General features: G+C 59.0%; 22 protein-coding genes. 4 read left to right on the top strand and 18 right to left on the bottom strand.

Features of this window, described 5'->3' with window-relative positions; translation table 11 throughout:
• Positions 1 to 8: 8 nt before the first annotated feature.
• From ACO4XG_RS03960 to rfbF, 4 genes are read right to left on the bottom strand one after another with little or no spacing between them, the layout of a single operon-like run.
• Entirely contained in the window at positions 9 to 362 is a 354-nt protein-coding gene (locus ACO4XG_RS03960; protein ID WP_308508218.1) for a multidrug ABC transporter, read from the bottom strand.
• Positions 359 to 727, bottom strand: a complete 369-nt coding sequence (locus tag ACO4XG_RS03955) for an EamA family transporter (RefSeq protein WP_308508219.1) — start codon at positions 725 to 727, stop codon at positions 359 to 361. Before ACO4XG_RS03955 ends, ACO4XG_RS03960 begins: the two co-directional genes overlap by 4 nt.
• Positions 724 to 2,064, bottom strand: a complete 1,341-nt coding sequence (rfbH, locus tag ACO4XG_RS03950; protein WP_308508220.1) for a lipopolysaccharide biosynthesis protein RfbH — start codon at positions 2,062 to 2,064, stop codon at positions 724 to 726. The genes ACO4XG_RS03955 and rfbH overlap by 4 nt, the downstream gene beginning before the upstream one ends.
• Before the next feature lie 12 nt (positions 2,065 to 2,076).
• Entirely contained in the window at positions 2,077 to 2,847 is a 771-nt protein-coding gene (gene rfbF / locus ACO4XG_RS03945; protein ID WP_308508221.1) for a glucose-1-phosphate cytidylyltransferase, read from the bottom strand.
• Between the two features lie 129 nt (positions 2,848 to 2,976).
• Here rfbF and eda point away from each other — a divergent pair, with 129 nt between their 5' ends.
• Complete coding sequence (gene eda / locus ACO4XG_RS03940; protein WP_308508222.1) at positions 2,977 to 3,939, top strand: bifunctional 4-hydroxy-2-oxoglutarate aldolase/2-dehydro-3-deoxy-phosphogluconate aldolase; 963 nt, start codon at positions 2,977 to 2,979, stop codon at positions 3,937 to 3,939.
• A complete protein-coding gene (locus ACO4XG_RS03935) occupies positions 3,939 to 6,584 on the top strand; it encodes an NYN domain-containing protein (protein WP_308508223.1) in 2,646 nt (881 codons plus the stop codon). The genes eda and ACO4XG_RS03935 overlap by 1 nt, the downstream gene beginning before the upstream one ends.
• On the opposite strand, the gene ACO4XG_RS03930 is transcribed toward ACO4XG_RS03935, so the two are convergent.
• The 7 genes from ACO4XG_RS03930 to trkA all read right to left on the bottom strand — a co-directional run bounded on the left by ACO4XG_RS03930 (position 6,550) and on the right by trkA (position 15,034).
• Positions 6,550 to 7,176, bottom strand: coding sequence for a phosphatase PAP2 family protein (locus tag ACO4XG_RS03930; protein WP_308508224.1), 627 nt, complete (start codon positions 7,174 to 7,176; stop codon positions 6,550 to 6,552). The genes ACO4XG_RS03935 and ACO4XG_RS03930 overlap by 35 nt on opposite strands.
• A gap of 3 nt (positions 7,177 to 7,179) precedes the next feature.
• Positions 7,180 to 8,163: an ABC transporter permease gene (locus ACO4XG_RS03925; RefSeq protein WP_308508225.1), complete on the bottom strand. Its 984-nt coding sequence runs from the start codon at positions 8,161 to 8,163 to the stop codon at positions 7,180 to 7,182.
• A complete protein-coding gene (locus ACO4XG_RS03920; protein ID WP_308508226.1) occupies positions 8,160 to 9,269 on the bottom strand; it encodes an ABC transporter permease in 1,110 nt (369 codons plus the stop codon). Before ACO4XG_RS03920 ends, ACO4XG_RS03925 begins: the two co-directional genes overlap by 4 nt.
• Positions 9,266 to 10,786, bottom strand: coding sequence for an ABC transporter ATP-binding protein (locus ACO4XG_RS03915; protein WP_308508227.1), 1,521 nt, complete (start codon positions 10,784 to 10,786; stop codon positions 9,266 to 9,268). The genes ACO4XG_RS03920 and ACO4XG_RS03915 overlap by 4 nt, the downstream gene beginning before the upstream one ends.
• A gap of 80 nt (positions 10,787 to 10,866) precedes the next feature.
• Entirely contained in the window at positions 10,867 to 12,093 is a 1,227-nt protein-coding gene (locus tag ACO4XG_RS03910) for a BMP family ABC transporter substrate-binding protein (RefSeq protein WP_308508228.1), read from the bottom strand.
• An 86-nt stretch (positions 12,094 to 12,179) separates the two neighbouring features.
• Positions 12,180 to 13,661, bottom strand: coding sequence for a TrkH family potassium uptake protein (locus ACO4XG_RS03905; RefSeq protein WP_308508229.1), 1,482 nt, complete (start codon positions 13,659 to 13,661; stop codon positions 12,180 to 12,182).
• Positions 13,658 to 15,034: a Trk system potassium transporter TrkA gene (gene trkA, locus ACO4XG_RS03900; RefSeq protein ID WP_308508230.1), complete on the bottom strand. Its 1,377-nt coding sequence runs from the start codon at positions 15,032 to 15,034 to the stop codon at positions 13,658 to 13,660. Before trkA ends, ACO4XG_RS03905 begins: the two co-directional genes overlap by 4 nt.
• Before the next feature lie 245 nt (positions 15,035 to 15,279).
• Between trkA and ACO4XG_RS03895 the strand changes: the two genes are divergently transcribed.
• Both ACO4XG_RS03895 and ACO4XG_RS03890 read left to right on the top strand, forming a co-directional pair.
• Positions 15,280 to 17,553 (top strand): hypothetical protein, encoded by a 2,274-nt coding sequence (locus ACO4XG_RS03895; protein ID WP_308508231.1) that lies wholly within the window; start codon positions 15,280 to 15,282, stop codon positions 17,551 to 17,553.
• A gap of 16 nt (positions 17,554 to 17,569) precedes the next feature.
• Positions 17,570 to 19,708, top strand: coding sequence for an efflux RND transporter permease subunit (locus ACO4XG_RS03890; RefSeq protein ID WP_308508232.1), 2,139 nt, complete (start codon positions 17,570 to 17,572; stop codon positions 19,706 to 19,708).
• 103 nt (positions 19,709 to 19,811) lie between these two features.
• On the opposite strand, the gene ACO4XG_RS03885 is transcribed toward ACO4XG_RS03890, so the two are convergent.
• From ACO4XG_RS03885 to ACO4XG_RS03855, 7 genes are read right to left on the bottom strand one after another with little or no spacing between them, the layout of a single operon-like run.
• Positions 19,812 to 20,255 carry a hypothetical protein gene (locus ACO4XG_RS03885; protein ID WP_308508233.1) on the bottom strand — a complete coding sequence of 148 codons (444 nt, stop codon included), beginning with the start codon at positions 20,253 to 20,255 and terminating at the stop codon, positions 19,812 to 19,814.
• Positions 20,256 to 20,270: 15 nt separating this feature from the next.
• On the bottom strand, positions 20,271 to 20,855 hold the full coding sequence (locus ACO4XG_RS03880; RefSeq protein ID WP_308508234.1) for a hypothetical protein: 585 nt from the start codon (positions 20,853 to 20,855) through the stop codon (positions 20,271 to 20,273).
• Positions 20,856 to 20,872: 17 nt separating this feature from the next.
• Positions 20,873 to 21,607: a 23S rRNA (guanosine(2251)-2'-O)-methyltransferase RlmB gene (rlmB, locus tag ACO4XG_RS03875; RefSeq protein WP_308508235.1), complete on the bottom strand. Its 735-nt coding sequence runs from the start codon at positions 21,605 to 21,607 to the stop codon at positions 20,873 to 20,875.
• Positions 21,588 to 22,013 carry a Mini-ribonuclease 3 gene (locus tag ACO4XG_RS03870; RefSeq protein WP_308508236.1) on the bottom strand — a complete coding sequence of 142 codons (426 nt, stop codon included), beginning with the start codon at positions 22,011 to 22,013 and terminating at the stop codon, positions 21,588 to 21,590. The genes rlmB and ACO4XG_RS03870 overlap by 20 nt, the downstream gene beginning before the upstream one ends.
• Positions 21,998 to 23,407, bottom strand: a complete 1,410-nt coding sequence (gene cysS / locus ACO4XG_RS03865; RefSeq protein WP_308508237.1) for a cysteine--tRNA ligase — start codon at positions 23,405 to 23,407, stop codon at positions 21,998 to 22,000. Before cysS ends, ACO4XG_RS03870 begins: the two co-directional genes overlap by 16 nt.
• Entirely contained in the window at positions 23,404 to 23,883 is a 480-nt protein-coding gene (ispF, locus tag ACO4XG_RS03860) for a 2-C-methyl-D-erythritol 2,4-cyclodiphosphate synthase (RefSeq protein WP_308508238.1), read from the bottom strand. Before ispF ends, cysS begins: the two co-directional genes overlap by 4 nt.
• Positions 23,884 to 23,901: 18 nt before the next feature.
• Positions 23,902 to 24,870, bottom strand: coding sequence for a diacylglycerol/lipid kinase family protein (locus ACO4XG_RS03855; protein ID WP_308508239.1), 969 nt, complete (start codon positions 24,868 to 24,870; stop codon positions 23,902 to 23,904).
• Positions 24,871 to 24,985 lie beyond the last annotated feature (115 nt).

The raw sequence follows: 24,985 nt of genomic DNA, 5'->3' as shown, positions 1-24,985 counted from the left end.
TCCTGTCCTCACGCCGATAGCGTAAAGAGGACAATACCGCCGAGAATCAGGGCGAGCGCCAGAAGTTTTCTCCTCGTAATCCGCTCGCCGAAGAACACGGCGCCGAAAATCAGCATGTAGAGATAGGCGCTCGCCTCCAGAATGGGGCCGAGGCTCAGCGGAATTTTCCGGTAGGCAATCACATCGATCAGCGTCGCCAGAAAAAAGAGCCCATAGGCAAAGATGACCTGCGGGTTTAAATACTCCTCTACGACGCTCCGATGCGGCCGCATCGCCGCTTTTTTGAGGAGCACCTGAGAGAGCGCCGCGATGAAGACCGCGCCGAGGTAAATTGCGAGGTGCAGCCAGGGGAGATTTCTCATGCTTCCCGCCCCCGCGCCGCGCCCGGCAGCGCATAGAGCACAATGCCGGCAATAATCAACGCCGCGCCAAAGAGTTTCCCGGCCGTCACGCGCTCACGGAAAAAGAGGCCGCCGAACACAAGTCCCCAGATAACGGTCGCCGCCTTATTCATGTAGGCGGTCGAGAGCGGCAGGCGCTTAATGATTTGCTGCCAGAAAATTGCGTAGAGCCCCAGAATCAGAATCACCGCGCCATAAAACAGCAGCCAGCGAAAGCTGCCGACCGGGTAGGAAGCCGCTGTCTTCGAGCAGAGGGCCGAGAGACTGTAAAAGAGCACGAGCGCATGCAGGGCGAGATAGATGCCGCCCTTCGAAGCCTGTCTCATTCCGCGAGTCCCTCGCGAATTGCTGTCGCCATATAGTCAATCATCTCCTCCGTCATGCCCGGATAGACACCGACCCAGAAGGTGTCGCGCATGATACGGTCGGTCTCCGTGAGTTCGCCGACAATGCGGTAGCCCTCGCCGCTTGCGCGGAGCGTGTCGAAACAGGGGTGCTTCGTCAGATTGCCCGCAAAGAGCATGCGAGTCTGCACGCCCTTCGACTCGATATAGCGCACCAGCTTCTCGCGGGACACGCCCTCCCGGCAGGTCAGAAGAAAGCCGAACCAGCTCGGGTCCGCATTCTCGCAGGGCTCCGGGAGTATCAGCTTGTCCGCCGCGGGAGAGAGCGCCGCGCGAAGGCGCTTAAAGTTTTCCTTCCGGCGCTCGACAAAGTGCGGAAACTTCTCAAGCTGCGCGCAGCCTATGCTCGCCTGCAAATCGGTCGCCTTCAGATTGAAGCCGAACTCCGAGTAGACATACTTGTGGTCATAGCCCTTCGGGAGTTCTCCGTACTGGCCGTCGAAGCGGTGACCGCAGAGATTGTCGACGCCCGAGGGGCAGCGGCAGTCCCGACCCCAGTCGCGCATGGAGCGGAGAATGTTGTGCAACACCACGTTCTTCGTGTAGACCGCGCCGCCCTCTCCCATGGTCATGTGGTGCGGCGGGTAAAAGCTCGAGGTGCCGATGTCGCCGACGGTACCCGTAAACCGGGTCTCCCCGTCCAGGGTATAGCGACTGCCGAGGGCATCGCAGTTGTCCTCGATGAGCCAGAGCCCGTGGGCGTCGCAAAACCGCTTGACCGCCTTTAAGTCAAAGGGATTGCCGAGCGTATGGGCAATCATCACGGCCTTGGTCTTCGGCGAGTAGGCCGCCTCGAGCTTCGTCACATCGATGTTGTACTGCGGAATGGTCACATCGACAAAGACCGGGACCGCCCCGTACTGCAACATCGGCGTGACCGTCGTCGGGAAGCCGCAGGCCACGGTGATGATCTCATCGCCGCGACGAACGCGCCGCTCGCCGAGCTTCGGAGAGGTCAATGCCATAAAGGCGAGCAGATTCGCGCTCGAGCCCGAGTTCACGAGCGACACAAAGGGGACGCCGAGATAGGCGCCGAGTTTCTTCTCAAAGAGATCCGTATAGCGCCCGGAGGTCAGCCAGAATTCAAGAACCGCATCGGCCGCGTTGACCATCTCCTTGTGGTCGTAGACGCGGGACGCATAGGAAATGCGGTCGCCCGGGTGAAAGTCCCTCTTCTTTTCGCGGAAACGCTCCGCATATTCTTCTACGAGCGCGAGAATTTCCTGTCGCGCCTCCTGTTCTGTCTTATCTTCAAACATGCAAGTTTCTCCTCACCATCGCTTCCAGGGCGCGTTGCCGCTCTCCCAGAGCTCTTCTAACTTTTTCTTTTCGCGCTGCGTGTCCATGCACTGCCAGAAGCCTCTGTGGTAATAGCCTACCAGCTCCCGGTCACGGCAAAGATCCCGGAAGGGTTCCTGCTCAAGCACGGTATCATCGCCCGCAATGTAATCGAAAACGCCCGGCTCAAAGACCATGAAGCCGCCGTTGATCACCGCGCCGTCGCTGTCGTCCTTCTCGCGGAAGGAGCGGATTTCCCCGTTGTCACCGACATCCAGCACACCCTTGGCCTGCCCGATGTTCACCATCGTGATGGTCGCGAGCCGCTTTTTCTCCCGATGAAAGGCGAGCAGCGCATTGAGATCCACATCCGAGACCCCATCACCGTAGGTCAGGAGGAAGGGCTCGTCCCCCACATAGTCGCGAATGCGCTTCACTCTGCCGCCCGTCATCGTGTGGAGGCCTGTGTCAATCAGCGTCACCTTCCAGGGCTCCGCATGCCGCTGCAGCACCTCCATGCTGTTGTTCGAGAGATCGAAGGTCACATCCGAGGTGTGCAGAAAATAATCCGCAAAATATTCCTTGACCACATACTGTTTGTAGCCGAGGCAAATCACAAAGTCGTGAAAGCCGTAGGAGGAATAGTATTTCATGATGTGCCAGAGTATCGGCTGCCCGCCAATCTCGATCATGGGCTTGGGCCGAAGATAACTCTCCTCCGTAATTCTGGTACCGAAGCCGCCTGCAAGAATGACTACCTTCATCGCGTTTCCTCCCTGTCTCAGACATGTAACGCTATCTTAACGCATTTTCGAAAACTTTTCTATGCTCTTAACTTATGCTACACTGATTTCAGTGCAAATGATACAGAAAAACGCTGGGAGGATAGCAAAATGGACGCTTGTATCAAAGAACTGTACCGCATCGGCATTGTTCCGGTTGTCGCAATCGAGGACGCGAACGACGCGCTGCCGCTCGCCGAGGCTCTCAAGAAAGGCGGTGTCTCCGCAATCGAGATTACCTTCCGGACCGCGGCTGCCGCAGAGGCCATCCGCACGCTGACCCGCGAGATGCCCGACATGACAGTCGGCGCCGGCACCGTTGTCACCAAAGCGCAGGCGGACGCCGCGATTGCGGCGGGCGCAAAATTCATCGTGAGCCCGGGCTTTCAGCCGGAACTTGTCGCCTATGTGCGGGAAAAGGGCATTGCCATGTGTCCCGGCACGGCGACGCCCGGCGAGATGGAACAGGCCATGTCGCTCGGCCTCGACGCCGTCAAGTTTTTCCCCGCCGAGCAGAACGGCGGCTCCGCAATGCTGAAGGCGCTCTCCGCGCCGTATGGGAATCTCCGCTTTATGCCGACCGGCGGCGTGACGCTTGAAAATCTGCAACGCTACTTTGCCCTGAAGCAGGTCTTTGCCTGCGGCGGCACCTGGCTCGCCAAAAAAGAAGATATCCGTGCACACGCCTTTGAGACCGTCACGGCGCGCACCCGCGCGGCTGTCCGTACCATGCTGAACTTTAAGATCAAGCATGTCGGCATCAACTCGAAGGACGACGCGGAAGCAAAACAGAATGCCTCGCTGATTGCCTCGATCTTTGATCTCGACTGCATCGAGACCCCGGTCTCCTTCTTCTCCGGCACCGCTGTCGAAGTCATGAAGTATCAGGGCAAGGGCTCTCTCGGCCATGTCGCGATCGGCACGGACAATGTGGACCGCGCCGAATACTACCTCGCAAAGCGCGGCGTTCGCTTTGACGAGTCTACGCGCAAGGTGGACAGCCTCGGCCGCAGCACCTTCCTCTATCTGGAGGGTGAGATCGGCGGATTTGCCTTCCATCTCATCGAAAACTGATGCGCCGCCTGACGCTCGGCATTCTGGCCCATGTCGACGCCGGCAAGACGACGCTCTCGGAGGCCCTGCTCGTCGCGGCGGGTGCGCTCCGCGCGCCGGGGCGTGTCGACTACGGCTCTGCCTTCCTTGACACCGATCCCGCGGAACAGCGGCGCGGCGTCACAATTTTCTCCAAACAGGCCTATTTTGAGACCGGCGACCTCGCCGTGACCCTGCTCGACACGCCGGGGCACGTTGACTTCTCGCCCGAAGCCGAGCGCGTTCTTCAGGTTCTGGATCTCGCGATTCTCGTCATCAGCGCGGTCGAGGGCGTGCAGAGTCATACGGTGACGCTCTGGCAGCTCCTGCGGCGCTACCGAGTCCCCTGTGTCGTCTTCTTCAATAAAACCGACCGGCCCTGCGCGTCAAAAGAGACGCTGCTGGCCGCCCTTCGCGCGCAGCTTGGCGGCGACTTCATCGATTTTTCCCGCCCGGCCGCTTCGCCGGCGCGCGCCGAGGAACTCTCGCTCCTCGACGAGCGTTTCCTAAACCGCTATCTCGAGGACGGCAACTGCCCGTCCGACGAAGAACTGGCGGCGCTCCTTCGGGCGCGCCGCTTTTTCCCGTGCTTCTTCGGCGCCGCCCTCCGCCAGCAGGGTGTGAAAGAACTGCTGGACGGCATCTCGGCGCTATTCGTGCCCCCCGCCTATCCGGCGGACTTCTCGGCGCGCGTCTTTAAAATCGCCGCGGATGAGAAGGGCGCGCGCCTCACATTTTTAAAGGTCACGGGCGGAACGCTCAGTTCCAAAATGCCGCTCCCGCCGCTCAATGAAAAAGCCGAGCAGCTTCGCCTCTACTCGGGGCGCTCCTATTCCCTCCTCAAGGAGGCACCCGCCGGCAGCATCATCGCGGTGACCGGTCTCGCGGAGAGTCTGGCCGGCATGGGGCTCGGCGCCGACCACAGCGAACACACGTTGCCTATTCTTACCCCTGTGCTCCGCTATCGTCTGATTTTACCGGAAGGTGCGCAGTGGAGCGAGTGGCTGCCGCGCTTTCGTTCTCTCGAAGAGGAAGAGCCGAGTCTCCGCTTCCGCTTTGACAGCGCTAACAGCGAACTGCAGGCATCCCTGATGGGCGAGATGCAGGTTGAAATCCTGAAAGAACTCTTTTTGCGCCGCTTTTCGCTCGCGGTCGAGTTCGAGCCGGCGGGCGTCAGCTACCGCGAGACCGTCACAAAAACCGCCGAGGGTGCCGGACACTTTGAACCGCTCCGCCACTATGCGGAAGTGCATCTCCTGCTGGAACCGCTTGCGCCGGGCAGCGGTCTGCAGACCGAGAGTGCGCTCACGCCGGAACAACTCCCCGTTCAGTACCAACAGCAGGTACTCCGCACGCTCGAAGAAGAGGAAATTCCGGGCATCCTGCTCGGCGCACCGCTCACAGATATCAAAATCACCCTGATTGCGGGACGCGCCCACGAGAAGCACACCGAGGGCGGCGACTTCCGGCAGGCGACCGTACGCGCACTCCGCGCGGGGCTCTATGCCGCCGCGCCCAAGGTGCTGGAACCCTGCTATGACTTTTCGCTGCAACTTCCGGCCGCCTCGCTCGGGCGCGCCCTCCATGACCTTGAGCGCATGGGCGCTTCCTTCGCGCTCGGCGAGGCCGGGAGCGCGGAGCGCGCCGAAGTGCACGGACAGGCGGCCGTCGCCGCCATGCAAAACTATGCCGCCGAACTCCGCCGATATACCAAAGGCGAAGCTTCGCTCTCCCTCTCCTTTGCGGGCTTTTTCCCCTGCCGGGACAGCGAGGCCGTGATTGCCGCGCGGGGCTACGATCCCGCGGCCGATCTCGCCTTTCCGGCCGACTCGGTCTTCTGCCGCCACGGGAGCGGCGAGACGGTTTCCTATGAGGAAGCGCCCCGCTACATGCACCTCCCCTACCGGCGCGATCGGAACGCCGCTGCGGAAGAAAACGGCGAAGACCCCCTCGTCCGCACAAAAAAAGAGAGCGCCCCGCTCTCTTTGGAAGAAATCGATGCGATTTTGGAACGCACCTTTTACCGGAACCGCCGCGAGGACAAAAAGCGCCCGGAGGCGAAACGCCGGGAGGCAAGCGAGGCAGCAAAAGAGCGCGCTTACCGCGCGCTCCGCACCGCCGCGCCAAGGAAGCGGTTTCTCCTGGTCGACGGCTACAATATTATTTTTGCGTTTCCCGAGCTCCGCGCCCTCGCGGAAGAAAACATCGACAGCGCGCGGCTTGCGCTCCTCGACCTTCTCTCCGACTACCAGGGCTTTACCGGCGTCACCCTGATTGTGGTCTTCGACGCCTATCGGCGGAAGGATCACAAGGAGGAACGCTATCCCTGGCACAATCTGTTTGTCGTCTACACCAAGACCGCCCAGACCGCGGACAGCTATATCGAGAGCTTTTCGGGGCGCCACGCGGCGACCGACAGCGTGACCGTCGCGACCTCGGACGGTCTCGAGCAGATCATTGTGCGGAGCCAGGGGGCTCTCCTGCTCTCGGCGAGCGAGCTCCGCGAAGAGATGCTCCGCGCCCACGGCGAGGGACTTTCCGCCCCCGCAATGACGGAGGCGGCCCCCAAAAACCGCCCCTTTGCGGACAAGCTCAGGCGCCCAGAATCCAGTGAAGAAGCGCCGTAAACGGCAGGCGGTTGCCGACCAGAATGCAGACTGCCGCGAGCGGAAGCGCTGTCAGGGCATCGATTACGACATGCTGCTTCGTAAAGAGCGTCGAAACCACGATGCCGAGCGCGACCGGTGCCGCAATCGCTGCGACGGCGAACGGCAGGCCGGGCGTTGCGCCGACAAAGTGTAACACGAGATAGCACATCGAGCAGTGCATACTCGGCGCGCAGTTGACGCCCTTATAGCTCCCCCGGAACACAAGCCGCATAGCCTGTCCCGAAACAGTATCCGGCGCCTCGGGGCGCGCAAAACTCGTCGGGTAGGCGAGGTAGCAAAAAAGGCTCAGCGCGATGTCCAGAAGAATTGCCGTCTGGTAGCGCGCATAGGCCATCGGATCCGCCGCAAAAAGAGCGAGCGGAAACAAAAGGATTAACGGAAACCAGAGCACATAGATATAGACAAAGGCGGGCACGAACGGTATGTGTCCGTCTATTTTTTTTGCCACATTGTGCGGCTTCCCCTCAAAGACCTCGACGCCGAAGTACAAAAGAGTCTGCAGGCCGAGAAGCAGGATCTCGGCGAGCAGAACCTTGATTCGAATTCCCATGACTCAGCGCTCCTCCCGGAAATACGAGAGACCAAGGCTCGCCGGCGGCTGATCCTCCGGCCGGTTTCTCCGACCCGTCTGAATCAGAACCAGAATGGTCGCGAGATAGGGCAACATCTTAAAAAGCTCCTGCGCCGAGCGATTCAGGCCCGGAATGTAGAGATACAGAATATAGAGACCGCCGAAGAGGAAGGAACCCCAAATTGCCTTTCTCGCGTTCCAGACCGAGAGGATGACCAGAGCGACGGCGAGCCAGCCGCGGTCGCCGAAGCCGTCGTTCGCCCAAGTGCCGCCGAGATATTCCATCACAAAGCAGAGACCGCCGAGTCCGGCGAGTGCAGCTCCGACCACGGTCGAGACATATTTCACGCGGTTCACATCGACCCCGGCAGCATCCGCCGCGGCCGGATCCTCACCGACTGCCCGGATTTCGAGTCCCTTCCGGGTGCCTGTCAACAGGAAGGCGAGGCAGAGCGACAACGCAATCGAGAGGTAGGTCAAAAAGCCGAAGGAAAAGAAGGCCTTGCCGACAAACGGCAGGCCCGAGAGGCCGGGCAGACTCTGCCGGTACGCCGCTGCCGTGAGCTTCGTGGAAATCTGCCCCACGCCGCCCGCGAGCTGTGAGAGCGAGCCGCCGAAGAAATTGCCGAAGCCGACGCCGAAAGTGGTCAGCGAGAGACCCACGACATTCTGGTTCGCGCGGAGCGTGACCGTCAGGAAGCTGTACAAAAGTCCCGCGAGCATTGAGACAAGCAGCGCCGCGCAGAGAGACACCAGCAGACCAAACAGCCCGGACGCGCGGTCGCCCGCCGCTCTCTCATAGAAAAAGGCCGCAATCAGCCCCGAGACACCGCCCATATACATGATACCCGGAATGCCGAGGTTTAAATTGCCCGCCTTCTCGGTCAGAATTTCCCCGTTCGCGCCGTAGAGAATCGGGACGCCCTGCAGGATGGCGCGCTGCAAAAAAGTGGAAAGCAAATTCATTTCGTCGCTCCTCTCTTTCGAAGTGTCAGTCGGTAGCGGACAAAGAACTCACAGCCGATCAGGAAAAAGAGCACGATTCCCGTGATGATGTCCGAAAAGTTCTGGTTTAACTTAAACTGCGTCGCAATCTGAATGGCACCCTGCTGCATGAAGCAGAGAAGAATCGCGGTCAGCGCCATGAAGAGCGGATTGAAATTCGCCATCCAGGCGACCAGAATCGCCGTGAAGCCGCGCCCGTTTGCCGTGCTGACGGAGAGCGTGTGCCCCGCGCCGCCCACAATCACCGCGCCCGCGAGACCGCAGATTGCGCCGGAAATCGCCATGGTCCGAAGCATGACGCGCTGCACCGAAATGCCCGCATAGCGCGCCGTGTTTTGGCTCGCGCCGACCACCGAAATCTCAAAACCCTGCTTGGTGCGCGTCAGATAGAGGTGCATGAGCACCGTCACGAGGAGGATGATGCAGAGGCCGAAGATATACTGACTGCCCGCAAACCCTGTGCCGCCGATGCGCGGAAACCAACCCGCGCGCGTCGCCTGGTTGATTGTGCCGATGCTGTTCGAGCCCTTCGGGTTCTCCCAGAAACAGATGGCAAAGGTCACCAGCTGCAGGGCGACATAGTTCATCATGAGCGTGAACAAGGTCTCGTTCGTGTGATAGCGCGCCTTGCAGTAAGCGGGAACGAGGCCCCAGACCATGCCGAAGAGCATGCTGCAGACGAGCATCAAGAGGAGGAGCAGCGCATTCGGCAGTTTTCCGCCGAGGAGTATCATGAGTCCGGCACTCGCAATACCGCCGACCAGAATCTGTCCCTCCGCGCCGATGTTCCAGAAGCGCATGCGGAAGGCCGGCGTGAGACCGACCGCGATTAAGAGCAGAATGCCGCTCTCCCGTATCGTAACCCAGAGGCGCCGCGGGTTTCCGACCGCGCCGGTGACCAGTGCCTCATAGACCCCGAGCGGGTTCACCCCGGTCACGAGCACAATGACTGCCGCGCAGGTCACGAGCGCGAGCAGCAGCGCAATCAGATGAATCAGCGCAAGCTTCCCGAAAGAGATATAGCCGCGCTTATGCATTTGAAACAGTGGTTCCCGACTCTGTCTCATGTCTCGCTCTCCTCTCCGCCCATCATTCTTCTTCCCAGTTCTTCCTTGCTCGCCGTGCGCGCATCCAGAATCCCGGCACTCTTACCGCCCTGCAGCACGAGAATGCGGTCGCAGAGTTCCAGAAGCACATCCAGATCCTCGCCGACGCAAATCACGGCGCTGCCTTTCTTTTTCTGCTCGTTCAGGAGCTGATAAATCATGTAGGAGGAGTGAATGTCGAGGCCGCGCACCGGGTAGGCAGCCATCACGACCTTGGGGCTTCCGAGTATCTCTCTGCCGACCAGCACCTTCTGGACATTGCCGCCCGAGAGCCGCCTGATTGGGGTCGCCGTGCCGGGCGTCGCGACCGAAAGCTCTTCGACAATCTGCTCCGCCTGCTCCTTCGGTTTCTTCCGGTCGGTCACAAAGCTCGCGCCGCTCCGGTAGGAGCGGAGCATCACATTGTCCGTCAGATCCATGCTGCCGACCAGCCCCATGCCCAGTCTGTCCTCCGGCACAAAAGCGAGGCGCACGCCGAGCGCTTCGATGGCTGCCGGTGTCATGCCCTTTAAATCCTTCTCGCTCCCGTCGTCCTCCCCGTAACAGATTTCTCCGCTGTAGGGCACCAACCCCGCTATGGCCTCGAGAAGCTCCCGCTGGCCGTTTCCGGCGATGCCGGCAATGCCCAGAATCTCGCCGCCCTGTAGCGTGAGGCTCAGATTCGAGAGCACCGGGACGCCCTCTGCGTTCACGCAGGTGACGTTTTCGAGGCGAAGTCGTCTCGGGCCGTTTAAGGGCGCCGCACGGTCTATGCCGAGCTTCACCTTCTCGCCGACCATCATCTCGGTGAGCAGGGTCACATCCGCCTTTGCGGTCTCGACCGCGCCGATGTACTGTCCCTTTCTAAGCACCGCAACGCGGTCCGAAAGCGCAAGCACCTCCGTCAGCTTGTGCGTGATAATCAGAATCGACTTGCCGTCTTCCCGCATCTTCCGGAGAATCGCAAAGAGGCGCTCGGTCTCCTGCGGGGTCAGCACGGCGGTCGGCTCATCGAGAATCAGGATGTCCGCGCCGCGGTACAGAACCTTCATAATCTCGACGGTCTGCTTCTCGGAGACCGAGAGCTCGTAGACCTTCTGCTTCGGATTCAGCCGAAAGCCGTAGCGCTCCGCGAGTTCCGCGAGGCGCTGCTCCGCTGCCTTCAGGTCGTATTTGCCGCCCCGCTCGCCGAGGATGATATTCTCGGCCGCACTGAACACCGGAATCAGCTTGAAGTGCTGGTGTATCATGCCGATGCCGAGCCGGAACGCATCCTTCGGGGACTGAATGCTCGCAACCTCGCCGTTTACTTTGATCTGTCCGCTGTCCGGAAAATAAATGCCCGAGAGCATATTCATGAGCGTCGTCTTGCCGCTCCCGTTTTCCCCGAGGAGCGCCAGTATCTCTCCCTTCTTCAGCGAAAAGCTCACGCGGTCGCTCGCCGTGACTTCGCCGAAGCGCTTGGTAATCTCGCAAAACTCAATTGCGTTTTCTGCCACAGTTTCCTCCTAAAAGCCGCTGGCTTTGAATCAAAAAGCCTCCTGCCGTCGCAGGGGGCTTTTTGTGGGTCTTTCCTGGATTAGTTTGCGGTCGCCTCGATGCCATCGACAATCAAGTCAAAGCTCGGAGAAGAGCGGTACTCCGACTCGTGGAAGTAACCGTCCGAGACCAGCTCCTGGCCGTTCGGCGCATAGCTCGTAACTTCCTTGCCGTTCACCGTGAAGGTCTTGGTGTCGAAGACATGCAGGGCTCCGTCCTTAATCTTCTGCTCCACTTCCTTCAGTTTCTCCTCGGTGCCCGGTGCAGCCGCCGTGCCGAGCTTCGTGAGACGCACAGCATCCTGCGCAAAGCCCTCCGACCAATCCGTTGCAATCGGCTCACCGGAAAGCACGCTCTGAATCGCGTACTCGTAGTAAACTTCCCAGTTGTTGGTCGGCGAAGTGATTGCCGAATCCGGCGCAACACCGGTCATATCGATGTTATAGCCGACGCAGGGCACCTTCTCCTCTTCCGCAGCGGTCGGCGCGCCGGTCGTGTCAGCATGCTGGCTGATCAGCACGCAGCCGTCGGAAATGAGCTGCTTTGCGGTCTCCGCCTCGACCGCCGGGTCGCCCCAGCTGTTCGTGTAGAGCACCTTCATCGTGGTCTCCGGGACCACGGACTTCGCGCCGAGGTAGAAAGCCGTATAGCCGGAGATTACCTCCGCATAGGGGTACGCGCCGACATAGCCGAGACGCGCCTGATCGGCCTTGATCTTGCCCTCGTCGATCATCTGCTTCAGCTTTAAGCCCGCCGCGACGCCGCTCACATAGCGCGCCTCGAAGATGTCGTCGAAGTAGTTGTGGAAGTTGCTGAGACCGGCACCGGCTGCCTGGTTGCCGCTCGCGTGACAAAAGGTAATCTCCGGGTGGTCCTTTGCGACCTCCAGCATATAGCTCTCATAGCCGAAGCTCGTGCCGAAAATCAGCTGACAGCCCTGGTTTGCGAGATCCTCGGTCGCATCGAGCGAAGACTCGTCCTCGCGGATGTTGGTCTTCAGAATCAGCTGATCCTCGCTGAGACCCAGCGTCTTTGCCGCTTCCTTGAGCCCGTTGATGTGGCTTGCGCTGTAACCCTCGTTCTCATCACCGATTAACAGCATGCCGATTTTTAACTTCTCCTTCGGAACCACCGTCTGGGTCGAGCCGTCCGCTGTCGTCGTGCTCTCCGCCGCAGCCTTTGTCTCTGTCTTTGCACTGCTGCCGCAACCCGCCAGCAAGAGTGCTGCCGAAAGCAGCGCGCAAACCGCCTTTGCCGTCTTCTTCATACTGTTCCTCCCCGTACCTTCTATAATTATATGAATCACCGTGTTCCTTTTGTATACCACATTTTTACCGTGCGCTCAAGTCCTTCTCAATCGCTGACAATGGGCGTGCTGAGCCGCTTGGTCATCCAGACTTCCGGCGAGAGCAGGAAGAGGAGCGGGAAAATCTCGAGGCGTCCGAACAACATATCCACCGAGAGCACAAACTTCGAAAAATCCGAGAACGCGCTGAAGTTTCCGGTCGGCCCGACCATGCCGAGACCGGGCCCTATGTTGTTAAAGGTACAGATGACCGCCGAGAATGTCGTCTCGAAGCTCTTGCCGTCCAGAGACACCAGAACCACCGAGACAATCAGAATGCAGAGATAGGCCGCGAGAAAGGCCGTCGTCCCGAACATCACGCTATTGTCCACGCGGCGCTTGTCCATGCGCACCGAGCGCACGCGGCGCGGGTGAATCATCTGACACATCTGCAGTCTCAGATGTTTAAAGAGCAGCAACACACGCGATACCTTGAGGCCGCCGCCGGTCGAACCCGCCGAAGCGCCGATACACATGACGAGCAGCAGCATGTAGCGCGAGAATTCAGGCCACTTGTCAAAGTCCGCCGTGCAGTAGCCGGTCGTCGTCATGACCGAGGAGACCGAGAAGAAGCTGTCACGGAAGGCCTGCCCGAAATCGCCCGGATAAAACCCGCGGAACACATTGATTGCAATGAGCAGCGAAGCACCGAGCATGATAATCCAGTACCAGCGGAACTCCTCGTTGTGGAGCACATCCTTCCACTTCCGGGTCAGCATCAGATAGTAGACCGAGAAGTTGACACCGAAGAGCGCCATGAAGACACCGATTGTCATCTGCACAAGCTGGCTCGGATAGGCCGCGATAGAATTGTTCTTAATCGCAAAGCCACCCGTGCCCGCTGTGCCGAAAGTGTTCATGACGGCATCAAAAAGCGGCATGCCCTCGAAGAGCAGAATAATCACCATCAGGACGGTCATCGCAAAGTAGATGATGTAGGTAATCTTTGCGGTCGTCGAAATCTTGGGCACCAGCTTGCCGACCGAGGGGCCCGGACTCTCCGCCTTCATGAGCTGTAAGGGGCCGCCGTCGCCCTTTGCGAGCGGCAGAATCGCGAGCAGGAAGACCAGCACACCCATACCGCCGATCCAGTGCGTAAAACTTCGCCAGTAGAGCAGACCGTGCGACATGGCCTCGACATTCGTGAGGATACTCGAGCCCGTCGTCGTGAAACCGGACACCGTCTCAAACCAGCAGTCTATGTAGCGCGGAATCTCCCCGCTGATATAAAAGGGCAGCGCCCCAAACAGCGAGAGCACAATCCATCCGAGCGCACAGACCACAAACCCCTCGCTCATCGAAATGGAGCGGTGACTTCGGATGCAGGAGAGCAAGATTCCAGGAATCATGGTGATAATAACAGCAATGACAATCGCGCGCTCGCTCTCCGGTTCCCGGTAAGCAGCTGCTACTGCAATCGCCGGCAGAAGAAAAATCCCCTCCACAAGGAGAATATAACCTATGTATTTTCCAATCAAACGGTAATTCATGCCTCGCCTCCGCGATTTCGAAAGATATCCGTGAGGTTCGAGATCATCTGGCTTGCATTCGCAATGACCACAATCGAATCACCGTGCATCAGGCAGTCCTGACCGCCCGGAATAATGACCTTCTGGTTTCTGACGATGCCTGCAATCAGGATGGAAGACTTTAGAGGCAGTTCCATGATCGGCTTATTCACGAAGGGCGCATCCTCGGGAACGGTGAAGCCGAGCGACTCAATCGAACCGCCGCCAAGCGTATGGAGGGTCTCGACCGAACCCTCGCGCGACTGGCTCGCCGCGCGGGCGTAGCGCGTAATTTCATTGGCGGTCAGCACCTTCGGGCTCACAACCGCGCCGAGGTGCTCCTGCCCGAAGAGATTCACATACTCCGTCCGGTTCACCTTTGTGATGGTCTTCTTCGTGCCGATCGAGTGGGCATAAAGGGAAATCATGATGTTTTCCTCATCGATGCCGGTCAGCGGAACCACCGCGTCCATATTCGCAATGCCCTCTTCCGCGAGCACATGCTGGAGCGAGCCGTCGCCGTGGATGATGGCGGCGCCCGGCAACAGGTCCTCAAGTACCTCGCACTTTTTGAGATCCGTCTCCAAAATCGTCACATGCAAACCCGAGCGCAACAAGTCGGTCGCGAGGTAGCGGGCAATTGCGCTGCCGCCGATGATCATCACATTCTTCACATCAAGCGTCCGGATGCCGAAGCGGTGCAGAAGCGCGGGCAAATCCGCGGTCGCAGCCGCAAGGCCCAGCTTATCGCCGGCGCGGAGCTCGGTGGAGCCCGAGGGAACCAGCACCTCGCCGTTTCGTTCAATCGTACAAATCAATGCCTTTTTATCGAGAACGTTTGTGAGCTCCGAGAGCTTCCGCCCGGTGAGTTTTCCCTCCTCCGGGACAATGAGCTCGACCATCTCCGCGCGGCCGCCCGCAAACGAGTTCCGCGTGAGGAAGGTCGGAAACTGGAGCAGACGAAAAATTTCCTTCGCGCAGGTTTTCTCCGGATTGACCGAGACATTGATGCCGAAGCTGGTCTTTAAGAGGTTCATCTCCCGGTCGTATTCGGGGCTGCGGACACGCGCCACCGTATAGTTGCAGCCGAGTTTCTCCGCAACCAGCGCAGTCAGAAGATTCACCTCGTCGCTGTTGGTCACCGCAATCAAAAGGTCGGCGCTGTCCGCGCCCGCCTCCCGGAGAATCTCAATCGAGGCGCCGTTGCCCGGTACAACCGCGACGTCCAGCTTCTCCTGCATAAATTCAAGCCGCGCCGGATTGCTATCCACGACCACCACTTCATGCCCTTCCCGCGAGAGCTGCTGCACGAGAAGTTCGCCTATTTTTCCGTTACCTACCACAATAATCTTCATTATTTCGATAAACACCTTTCTTGGGGCTAAATAACTTTTCTATCATAGCACACTTTTTCGCGAAACATTGCCGCTTGCGTCTGAATTATTTTTGACTTTCTCTTGTCAACGCACTTTCCTCTCGCTATAATAGTGCTTGTGTTTTTAATAGACACAAGTCTATTAAATGCCAAGCGTTCATTACCGGTGCAAATACCGGCTGTTATGTATAGAACAACACAAAAGGAACAAAGGAGTCTTGCAGTATGAACAGCAACAGAACAGTGCAGAGAAAACCGCTCCGCCGCGGTGGCAGACAGTTCGCAGCCCTCATCCTTGGCGCAAGTCTTGCGCTCAATCTCCCCGTCGCAGTGCAGGCCGAAGTCACGAGCGGCGTGCACCCGACTGTCGACGAGGCCTATTATGTGACTCTCGACAGCTACGGCAACCCGACCGATGCCGCCGTTGTGAAAAGTTATGCACTGAACGGCGCGACCGAGATTGTAGATCACGGAACCTATGACAGCGTCGAAAACCTGACGAACGGCGTGAAACCCGAAATCAACGGCGACACCGTCCGCTTCTCGCTCGGCGAGGGCGCGCCTTCACACTTCTATTTCGAGGGAAAGACACGCGCGCCGTTTGAGACCCTGCCCTTTCAAATTTCGATTCAGTATCTGCTGAACGGTGTGCCGACCGACGCCGCAAAACTCGCCGGCGAAAAAGGTGTGGTTGAGATGCATATCCGCGCTGTCCCGAATCCGGCGAGCAGCGAATACCAAAAAAATAACTGGTTTCTGACTGCTGCGGCTGTCTTCAATCAGAATGACATTCTCTCCCTCACGGCGCCGGACGCACAGATACAGACCGTCGGGAATCTGAAGACGGCCCTCTTCGTCTGGCTTCCGGGCGAGTCGCAGGAATATGTCCTCTCGGTCGGCGCGGAGGACTTCAAGTTTGACGGCTTCACCTTCCTGCTCGGCCCGGTCAATGCCTCCGGCCGTCTCGGCGACCTGAAAAAATTACAGGATGACAAACAAGACGTTCAGAAGTCCTGGGACAGTCTGAATGCCGCGAGCGATCGGCTCTTTGACGCGGCCGAGGGCATGCAGGGCAAGTTAAATCAGGCGGCAAACGGTCTCGACGGCCTGAATCAGGTTCGAAAAAACGTGCAGAGCCGCGAGAGCGAGTTCTACGGAAACCTTGACAACTTTCTCGGCAACATGGACGGACTTGACAGTGCGCTGGCACCTGCGAGCGGTCATCTGAATTCCGCGAATCAGACGGTCGGCGAACTACATGACAATCTCTCCGCGGTCAATGAAAGTCTGCTCACCCTGCAGCGGCATTTAAAGGAGAGCGAGAGCACGCTCAGTGCTCTGCAGAACAATATGGAGAGCTTTCAGGATGCAAGCGACGATTTGGACAGCGACAGCCGCAACATCAAAAACGATCTCCGGACACTTCGCTCTCTCAGTGAAGCCGGAAAGACCGGTGCGAATCAGAAAATAAGCGGCACTTTGCAACAGATGAGCGCACTCTACCAGGGGTACGCGCAGTACATGCAGGCGCACGGCCTGCAGCCCGTCGACGCGGGCGGTACCGGCAGCAATCGCATCCGGATTCGCGCAACCAATCTCGGCACAACCTCAAATGCCGGCGGTATCGACTACACCGCCGATGCCGAACTCACGCCGTCGCCGCAGTATCCGCAGGGCAGCTTCCAGGACTTTGCCGTTCAAAAACTCGCCTCGCTCGGCTATGACAGCGAGCAGATTGCCTATGCCCTTGCGCTCTGGAACCAAAGAGACACGGTACAGGCGGCAGCCGCGGGCGCAAACGAAGTCTACGGCAAGATCGATGCGCTCGGCAACGACCTCGATGCGCTCCGTCTCTCCTCGCTCTACGATGCCCTTTACGGCAGCAGTGCGACCGGAAGTCTGGCGGCCTCGGATGTAAAGAAGCTCTCCGCGGACATCCGGCAGAGCATCGATGCGCTCGACCGGGTCTATCGGACTGCGGACGGTTATCTGCCCGCCCTGCAGGCGACCCTCGGCGATGCCGCGACCCTCAGCGACACCGTACGCGCGGATACCGAGAGCCTCACGGCGCTGCTCCGCACCTCGCGCGATATTGTAAAGAGCAACAGCCCTGCGTTCCACCGGAGTGCCGACCTCGCACTCGATGCGAGCGCCTCGATTCTCCGTCAGAGCGCCTCGGCACTTGACAGCACCGACGCGATGCGGCAGGCGGCCGACAGCATCCGCGACTTAGTCGATCAAAAGTGGAACGAAAATACCGGCGAGAAGACCCGGCTCTTCTCGCTCGACGCCGCTGCGGCTCCCGAGTCGCTGACCTCCTCCGAGAATGCGGACGTGAGCTCTGTCTCTGTCATGCTCCGGAGCGCGGAAATTAAGACCGCCGCGCCGGACAGCCATGTGAAGGGTGCGACCGGGCAGAAGAAGACCGGGCTCTTTTCGCGCATCCGGAAAATGTTTGCGGACATCTGGCACGACCTGACCGGCTGGATGCACCGCTGAAACAGGAGGAACCGTTATGATTCACAAGTTGGCAAGACGCATCACCGGGAACCCGAAATTTGTTCTCTTTGTCGCCGCCTTACTCTTAATTCCGGCGCTGCTCGGTTATATCGGCACCCGGACAAACTACGATGTTCTCTCCTATCTTCCGGAGGATGTGCGCTCCGTGCAGGGCGAAAAGCTCCTCGAAGAGCCCTTTCAGGCCGCTGCGACCTCTATGGTCGTGGTCGAGGGCATGCCGCCGTCCTATACCGATGACTTACTGGAGAGCATCCGGAAGGTGCCGCATGTCAGCAATGCCTTTTGGCTTTCCGGCACGCTCGGCATCCAGGTGCCGACCGACATGCTCCCCGCAAAGCTCCGCGACAGCTTTTACGCGGGCGATGCGACTCTCATGATTGTTCAGTTCGACACCGCGCTCTCCGCCGACGAGACCATGGACGCGATTGTCGAAATCCGGAAGCTCACGAACGAGAAGTGCTTCGTTGCGGGCATGTCGGCCATGGTGGAGGACATCAAAGAACTCGTGATCTCGGAGCTGCCGATTTACACCGTCATCGCCGTCATTCTGATGCTGACCGTGTTGCTCTTAAGCTTCGAGTCCTATGTCATGCCCTTTTTGCTGCTCGCGAACATCGGCATGGCCATCCTCTACAATATGGGCAGCAACCTCTTCCTCGGCCAGATTTCTTATATCACCAAGGCGATTGCAGCCATCCTGCAACTCGGCGTGACCGTCGATTACTCGATTTTCCTCTATCACCGCTATGAGGAGGAAAAAGAAAAAAATCCGGACAAGCGGGAGGCCATGGCAAACGCAATCACAGCGGCTTTTACCTCACTCTCCGGCAGTTCGCTCACGACCATTGCGGGCTTCCTCGCGCTCTGCGCGATGCGCTTCACGATGGGACGCGACATGGGCATTGTCATGGCAAAAGGTGTCGTGATCGGCATTGTCTGCGTGATTATGATTCTGCCCTGCCTCTTCCTCGTCTTTGACGACGCGATTGAGAAGTATAAGCACAGATCCCTATTCCCGGATTTCACGGGCTTTAACCGCTGGCTGCTCCGCCACCGCCGCCTCTGGATTATCCTCTTTCTCTTCGCGCTGGTGCCCGCCTATTACTCGCAGAAAAATACCGACATCTACTACCAGATTTCCCGCTCCCTGCCTTCAAACCTCCCCTCTCTCCGCTCGAATGAGAAGTTGAAAGAGGACTTTCAAACGGCGACCGAGCATGTCGTAATTCTGGACCGCTCGGTGGACAACGGCAAGCTCGGAGAGATGGAGGATGCGCTGAAGGCCGTGCCCGGCATCAGCCATGTGGTCTCCTATCACAGTCTGACCGGCAGCGGTATTCCGGACTTTTTCCTCCCCGAACGGGTGCGGAAGATTTTTCTCTCCGACGACTACCAGCTTCTCATGATGACCTCGGACTTTGAGGCCGCGACCGATGAGACCAAGGAGCAGTTGGCCGAGATTCAGGAGATTGTGCACCGCTACGATCCGAACGCCTACCTGACCGGAGAAGCCGCGATGACCGAGGATCTGCGCGAGGTCTTTACCCGCGACAATATCATCACGAACTATCTCTCGATTCTCTCGATTTTCGTGATTGTCATGTTCGTATTCCGCTCTTTCACGGTACCGGCCGCCCTGATTCTCGCGATTGAGCTCGCAATCTACATTAACCAGGGACTGGTCTACTGGATGGGCGGCAGCATCTCCTTTATCGCGCCGATTTTAATCAGTGCAATTCAGCTCGGCGCAACCGTCGACTATGCGATCCTCGTGACCTCCCGCTTTCAGGAAGAGTTGCGAAGCGGCAAGGACCGCGAGGAGGCTGCGATTCTCGCCGGTGCCACGAGTGACGCCTCGATTATCACGAGTTCGCTCGGCATGTTCGCCGCGACAGTCGGCGTTGCCGTGGTGTCCAAGATGTACCTGATCAAAGAAGTGTGCATGTTGCTCGCGCGCGGCGCCCTGATTTCCGCCTTCATCGTCGCCTTCATGCTGCCCTGCATCCTCTATGTGCTGGAACCGCTCTTCCGGCGCACCAGCTTACACTGGGACAAACTCCCGGCGGCAAAGCAAAAACAACAGCGCAGCGAAGCGCAGGCAGAAGGGGCCGCAGCAAGCGCCGCCGCTCTCTGAGAGCTGCCGGAACAGCGCAAGGCTAAGCAGACAAAATATCAAAGAACCCCGGGGACCAGGCGGTCTCCGGGGTTCTTTGGCTGTATGGATATCACGCTTTGTCTCAGTCGTCTCTGTCCTGCTGGATAAAGTCGAGATGTTGCTTGTGCGCCTCGACCTCATTGGCACTCAGGAACAGATACTTCCGTATGCCGAAGAGCACTGCGAGCGCAATCACGCCGAGCAGCATATTGACACTGCTCTCGTGCGAGACCAGCAAATTCTTGGTCACCGCAAAAATCATGACCTCTATAATGGAGTCCATATCGTGGCGACAGAGCATCGTGATGAGCTCGAGACACATCAGAATATCCAACACAATCTGAATGAACTCCACAAACTGGCTGTGCGCATCCTTCGGCAGGTGGATCCGCAAATTCACCACCTGAAAAATGACCGCTGCGAAAATAAAGGCGGCAATCACAATCTCCGCCCACATCGCGGCCTGGAAAAAACGTCCCTGCACGCGGTGCAGCGCATGGTTCACTTTCGAATGTTTCTGATACATACAACCTCTGATTTCTCAATTTCGACTGTCGGTATCCGCCTCGCTGCCGTAGACCGCGACCTTCGCGCGCAAGTCATCCAGTCCGTAGGCAATCTGAAGCAGATCCTCCTCGGCAAAATCCTCGCCGAGCGTAAACAGGGTCCGGTAAAACGTCTCGTTGACCGGCGCATCCGTAACCTCTCTCTCGAGCGCACGGTGTACTGCGCCGGAAAGTTCCTGGAGGGTCGAGAGTATCATATACTTTAACGCGCGTACTTCCCGCTCGTCCTCCGCCCAGCTCTCCATGTGAAAGTCACCGGTCAGATCCGGCGCGCCCTCACAGTCGTTGCACTTCGGCGCCTGCAGGCGCTTCCGCATTTCTCTGACCTTTTCGGCTTCCGCCGCGAGTTCCTCCGCCGTCGCAACCGGCGAAGCGCTCAGCATGAGACCCGCAAAGAAAATGCGGTCCTTGTCGCTGATCATATTGAAACTGCCGGTTCCGCCGGTCCGAATCATGCCGACCAGCGCCTCGATGAGCGCCTGTCTCATACTGCCAAGCGTCTGTTCCGCCTTGGCCCAGACCGCCTGCGCGGCGCGCTGATCCTTTCTCGCAAATTCCATCTCTTTGTCCTCTCTTCTCAGCTGCGGCGCTGCCGCAGCACTTCGTAGGCTAGCACACCGGCCGCGACACTCGCATTCAGCGAGTCAATCTGACCGAGCATCGGAATCCGCGCCGTAAAATCGCACTTCTTCCGAACGAGTTCCGAGACGCCCTTGCCCTCGTTGCCGATGACTAAACCCAGCGGTCCCTTCAGATTCAGACTGTACATCTCTTCGCCGTCCATATCGGCCGCGACAAACCAGAGCCCTTCCTTTTTCAGCTCCTCGATGGTGCGCGCCATATTCGTGACCTTTGCGACCGGCGTGTAGTTCAGCGCCCCCGCCGAAGTCCGCGCGACGCTCGCCGTGAGCCCGACCGCGCGGTTCTTGTTGATGATCACGCCGTGCGCACCCACCTGGTTTGCGGTCCGGATAATCGCGCCGAGATTGTAGGGGTCCTCAATGCCGTCGAGCAGAATCAAAAACGGATCCTCGCCCTTTTCCCGCGCGCTTGCCAGAATGTCGCCGAGTTCCGCATAGCTGTAGCTCGCGACCATCGCAATCACACCCTGGTGTTTGCCGTCCTCGCTCATACGGTTCAGGCTCTCCTTGTCGGAGAACAGAATGCGACTCCCCTGTTTTTTTGCCTCCCGCACAATGCTCAGAATCGGGCCGTCCTTTAAACCTTCCTGCACATAGAGCTTGTCGACTGTCTTGCCCGCGCGGAATGCCTCCAGAACGGCATTCCGTCCTTCAATTGCGTTTTCGTTCATGCGCCTGTCTCTCCTCCTGCTCCAGCGCTTCGAGCCCGACTCCGACCAGGTCCCGGAAGCGCTCTTCCTTTCCGCTGAGCCGCCAGTAGCCGACCAGCGCCTCAAACGCAGTCGCAAAGCGGTAGTCAATCATGCTCGCATTTTTCGCCATGGTATTCGCGTGCGCATTCCGTCCCCGACGAAAGACACTGCTCTCCTCCCCGGTGAGCCTGGGCTCCAGATAGCGCGCGAGCTTTGCCTGCGTCTCTGCCTTCACATAGTGCACGGTCTGACCGTGCATGCGGTTCACCGGCTGGTTCCCCCGAGCCAGAATGCGCTCCCGGATATAGAGCTCATAGACCGCGTCGCCGAGATAGGCGAGCACCAGCGGCGAATACTGCGCCGCCCGGCTCACGCTCTCTTCCACTTGACGCCCTCTTTGGTGTCCTCAAGGAGGATACCCATCGCCGTGAGCTCGTTTCGGATTTCATCGGCGCGCGCAAAGTTCTTCTCCTTCCGCGCCGTCTGCCGCTCCGCAATCAAAGCCTCCACCCGGGCATCCAGATTCTCTTCCTTCCGCTCGGACAGCAGGCCCAGCACATCGAGAAGCCTCTCGAGAAGCTCTTTCACGCGGGTAATGTAGGTCTTCGAGCTCTCTTCCGTGACTGTGATATTGGCGCGCTTCACCATCTCGAAAATCACACTGATCGCATCCGCGGTGTTGAAGTCATCGTCCATCGCGGCCTCGAATTTTTCACGGAGCGTGTCAAAGGCCTTCAGCTCTTCTTCCTCCGCGCCCGTTAGCGCCTCGGTCTTTGCCGCCGACAGGCAGTCTCTGAGATGCTCCATCGCGGTCAGAATGCGGTCCAGGCTCGCCTTCGCGCCGTCCATCATCTCCCGCGAGAAGTTCAGCGGACTTCTGTAGTGCGCCGAGAGCATGAAGAAGCGGAGCACCTGGAGATCGTACTCCTCGCTGATCTGCCGCACAGTCTTAAAATTGCCGAGCGACTTCGACATCTTGACGTTGTCGATGTTCAGGAAGGCATTGTGCATCCAGTAGCGCACAAACTTCTTGCCGCTCACGGCCTCGGACTGCGCAATCTCGTTCTCGTGGTGCGGGAACACCAGATCCTCGCCGCCGCCGTGAATGTCGATTGTCTCGCCGAGGTACTTTTTGCTCATGACCGAGCACTCGATGTGCCAGCCCGGGCGTCCCTCACACCAAGGCGACTCCCAGTAGGGCTCGCCCTCCTTCTTCGGCTTCCAAAGCACAAAGTCGTTCGGATCCTCCTTGGCCTCCTCGCCGCGCACCTTGAGGGTGCGAAGTCCCGCCTGGTTCTCCTCGACATTTTTGTGGGAGAGCTTGCCGTAATCCGGGAAACTCTCGACCCGGTAGTAGACCGTGCCGTCCGCCGCGACATACGCGTGGCCGCCGTCAATCAGTTTCTGAATCATATCAATCATGCCGGAAATCTCTTCGGTCGCGCGCGGGTTATAGCTTGCCGGGCGCACATTCATGCCCGCCATATCCTTCTTGCACTCGGCAATGTAGCGCTCGGAAATCACAGAGGCGTCCACACCCTCCTCGTTGGCCGCCTTGATAATCTTGTCGTCCACATCGGTGAAGTTCGAGACAAAGTTCACCTCGTACCCCTTATACTCGAGATAGCGCCGCACCGTGTCAAAAAAGATCATGGGGCGCGCGTTGCCGATGTGAATGAGATTGTATACCGTCGGGCCGCAGACATACATTCTGACCTTACCCGGCTCAATGGTCTGAAACTCCTCTTTGTAACGCGTCATCGTATCGTAAATTTTCATTTTGTTCTCTCCGTCAACAGGCACACGGCGTGCGCCGCAATGCCCTCTCCTCTCCCTGTAAAGCCCATATGTTCCTCGGTGCTCGCCTTGACGCTCACAGCCCCTACCGGGAGCGAGAGCACCTCCGCAATTCGCGCGCGCATCGCGCCTATATGCGGCGCGAGCTTCGGCGCCTGGCAGACCACCGTGCTGTCAATGTTTCCGATTTCGTAGCCCGCGCCGCGAACCAAGTTCCCGACCGCCCGCAACAGTTCCGCGCTGTCCGCACCCTGATAAGCCGGATCGCTGTCCGGAAAGTGCGCGCCGATATCGCCGAGCGCCGCCGCGCCGAGCAGCGCGTCGGAAATCGCATGCAAAAGTACATCCGCGTCGCTGTGGCCGAGCAAGCCCTTCTCGTAGGGAATTTCAATGCCCCCGAGGATAAGCGGTCGCTCTACGACCAAGCGGTGTACATCATACCCCTGTCCGATTCTCATCTTCCTCTCCTCCCGCTCTCAACAGAGAAAGCGTATCTGCCGGTGCACACAGCGCACCGTAAACTCCTGCCTGCTCCCGCGCCCCTCGCCGTCCGTATGAAACGGCAGCGCTTCGTCGAGACAGAGATGAAACTCCCGACAACGGTACACCCGGACGCCCGCATAGGCTTCCGGCTGCAGACGCCGCGGCAGGAGCAGGAGCCGCGCCTGCTGCAGGCGGCTCTGCGTATTCAGCACCGAGACGGTCAGCTGACCGTCCGAGAGCGGCACCTGATTCGCGAGACGTATGCCGCCGGCCTCTGTCGGCTGCAACTGCGCGCTCAGCAAAAAGAGGTGCCCAAACTCGACCCGCTGACCGCTGTCCGTCTCAAAATAGCCCCGGGTACAGCGCGCGCGGAGCAGTGCGCGAAAGCCCTCTCTGCGCCGCGTGCCAAGCCAGAGCAGCCGCGAATGCCGCCCGCGGCGCTGTTCGAACGCATAGAGCCTGGACAGCCACTCCGCGTCAAAGCCGACGCCGCAACTCACGAGAAAGCGGTGATGCAGGGGCTCGTTGCCGCCGAACTCCACCACGCCGTAGTCGAGCGACCGCTCCTCGCGCGGCGAGAGAATGCGCTTTAAACAGCCGAGCGGCGTCACCGGGAGTTTTAACCCGCGCGCAAAGTCGGAGTCCCGCCCCACCGGAATAAAGCCGAAGCGAAGCCGCTCCGAGAGCCGCGCGCCGTCCAGCACCTCGTTCAACATGCCGTCGCCTCCCACGGCGACCAGGGTGAGTTCCGTGTCGCCCGGCGCTTCCGTGAGTTTTGCCGCCAGCTGCCTTGCCTCGCCGGTGCCTCCGGTCACATAAACCTGATATTCTGTTTTGGTGCGGAGCAGCCTCCGCTCGAGTTTCTTAAAGACGCGGTACCCGCGCTCGCCGCCCGCATTCGGATTTACCAAAAAAACCAGCATCGAAACGACCTCGCTCTCCGCCGTGTCCGGCCTTCGCAATCAGATACCTCATTCCCGGTTCCTTGCGCTTTGAGTATAACACAGAAAGTAGGGTGCTGGAAAAAATGCTAGATTGCAAGATCAAGTAGGACAGTCTGAAATAATTCCTCCGGCG

The organism is Stomatobaculum sp. (assembly GCF_057248925.1).
Note: the sequence above shows the minus strand (reverse complement) of the source record. Positions and strands in the feature narration are given on the sequence as shown.

What these genes read in the sequence shown, in the direction of transcription:
- ACO4XG_RS03960 (WP_308508218.1), bottom strand. Translation starts at nt 362, where the DNA reads ATGAGAAATCTCCCCTGGCTGCACCTCGCAATTTACCTCGGCGCGGTC.
- ACO4XG_RS03955 (WP_308508219.1), bottom strand. Translation starts at nt 727, where the DNA reads ATGAGACAGGCTTCGAAGGGCGGCATCTATCTCGCCCTGCATGCGCTC.
- rfbH (WP_308508220.1), bottom strand. Translation starts at nt 2,064, where the DNA reads ATGTTTGAAGATAAGACAGAACAGGAGGCGCGACAGGAAATTCTCGCG.
- rfbF (WP_308508221.1), bottom strand. Translation starts at nt 2,847, where the DNA reads ATGAAGGTAGTCATTCTTGCAGGCGGCTTCGGTACCAGAATTACGGAG.
- eda (WP_308508222.1), top strand. Translation starts at nt 2,977, where the DNA reads ATGGACGCTTGTATCAAAGAACTGTACCGCATCGGCATTGTTCCGGTT.
- ACO4XG_RS03935 (WP_308508223.1), top strand. Translation starts at nt 3,939, where the DNA reads ATGCGCCGCCTGACGCTCGGCATTCTGGCCCATGTCGACGCCGGCAAG.
- ACO4XG_RS03930 (WP_308508224.1), bottom strand. Translation starts at nt 7,176, where the DNA reads ATGGGAATTCGAATCAAGGTTCTGCTCGCCGAGATCCTGCTTCTCGGC.
- ACO4XG_RS03925 (WP_308508225.1), bottom strand. Translation starts at nt 8,163, where the DNA reads ATGAATTTGCTTTCCACTTTTTTGCAGCGCGCCATCCTGCAGGGCGTC.
- ACO4XG_RS03920 (WP_308508226.1), bottom strand. Translation starts at nt 9,269, where the DNA reads ATGAGACAGAGTCGGGAACCACTGTTTCAAATGCATAAGCGCGGCTAT.
- ACO4XG_RS03910 (WP_308508228.1), bottom strand. Translation starts at nt 12,093, where the DNA reads ATGAAGAAGACGGCAAAGGCGGTTTGCGCGCTGCTTTCGGCAGCACTC.
- ACO4XG_RS03905 (WP_308508229.1), bottom strand. Translation starts at nt 13,661, where the DNA reads ATGAATTACCGTTTGATTGGAAAATACATAGGTTATATTCTCCTTGTG.
- trkA (WP_308508230.1), bottom strand. Translation starts at nt 15,034, where the DNA reads ATGAAGATTATTGTGGTAGGTAACGGAAAAATAGGCGAACTTCTCGTG.
- ACO4XG_RS03895 (WP_308508231.1), top strand. Translation starts at nt 15,280, where the DNA reads ATGAACAGCAACAGAACAGTGCAGAGAAAACCGCTCCGCCGCGGTGGC.
- ACO4XG_RS03890 (WP_308508232.1), top strand. Translation starts at nt 17,570, where the DNA reads ATGATTCACAAGTTGGCAAGACGCATCACCGGGAACCCGAAATTTGTT.
- ACO4XG_RS03885 (WP_308508233.1), bottom strand. Translation starts at nt 20,255, where the DNA reads ATGTATCAGAAACATTCGAAAGTGAACCATGCGCTGCACCGCGTGCAG.
- ACO4XG_RS03880 (WP_308508234.1), bottom strand. Translation starts at nt 20,855, where the DNA reads ATGGAATTTGCGAGAAAGGATCAGCGCGCCGCGCAGGCGGTCTGGGCC.
- rlmB (WP_308508235.1), bottom strand. Translation starts at nt 21,607, where the DNA reads ATGAACGAAAACGCAATTGAAGGACGGAATGCCGTTCTGGAGGCATTC.
- cysS (WP_308508237.1), bottom strand. Translation starts at nt 23,407, where the DNA reads ATGAAAATTTACGATACGATGACGCGTTACAAAGAGGAGTTTCAGACC.
- ispF (WP_308508238.1), bottom strand. Translation starts at nt 23,883, where the DNA reads ATGAGAATCGGACAGGGGTATGATGTACACCGCTTGGTCGTAGAGCGA.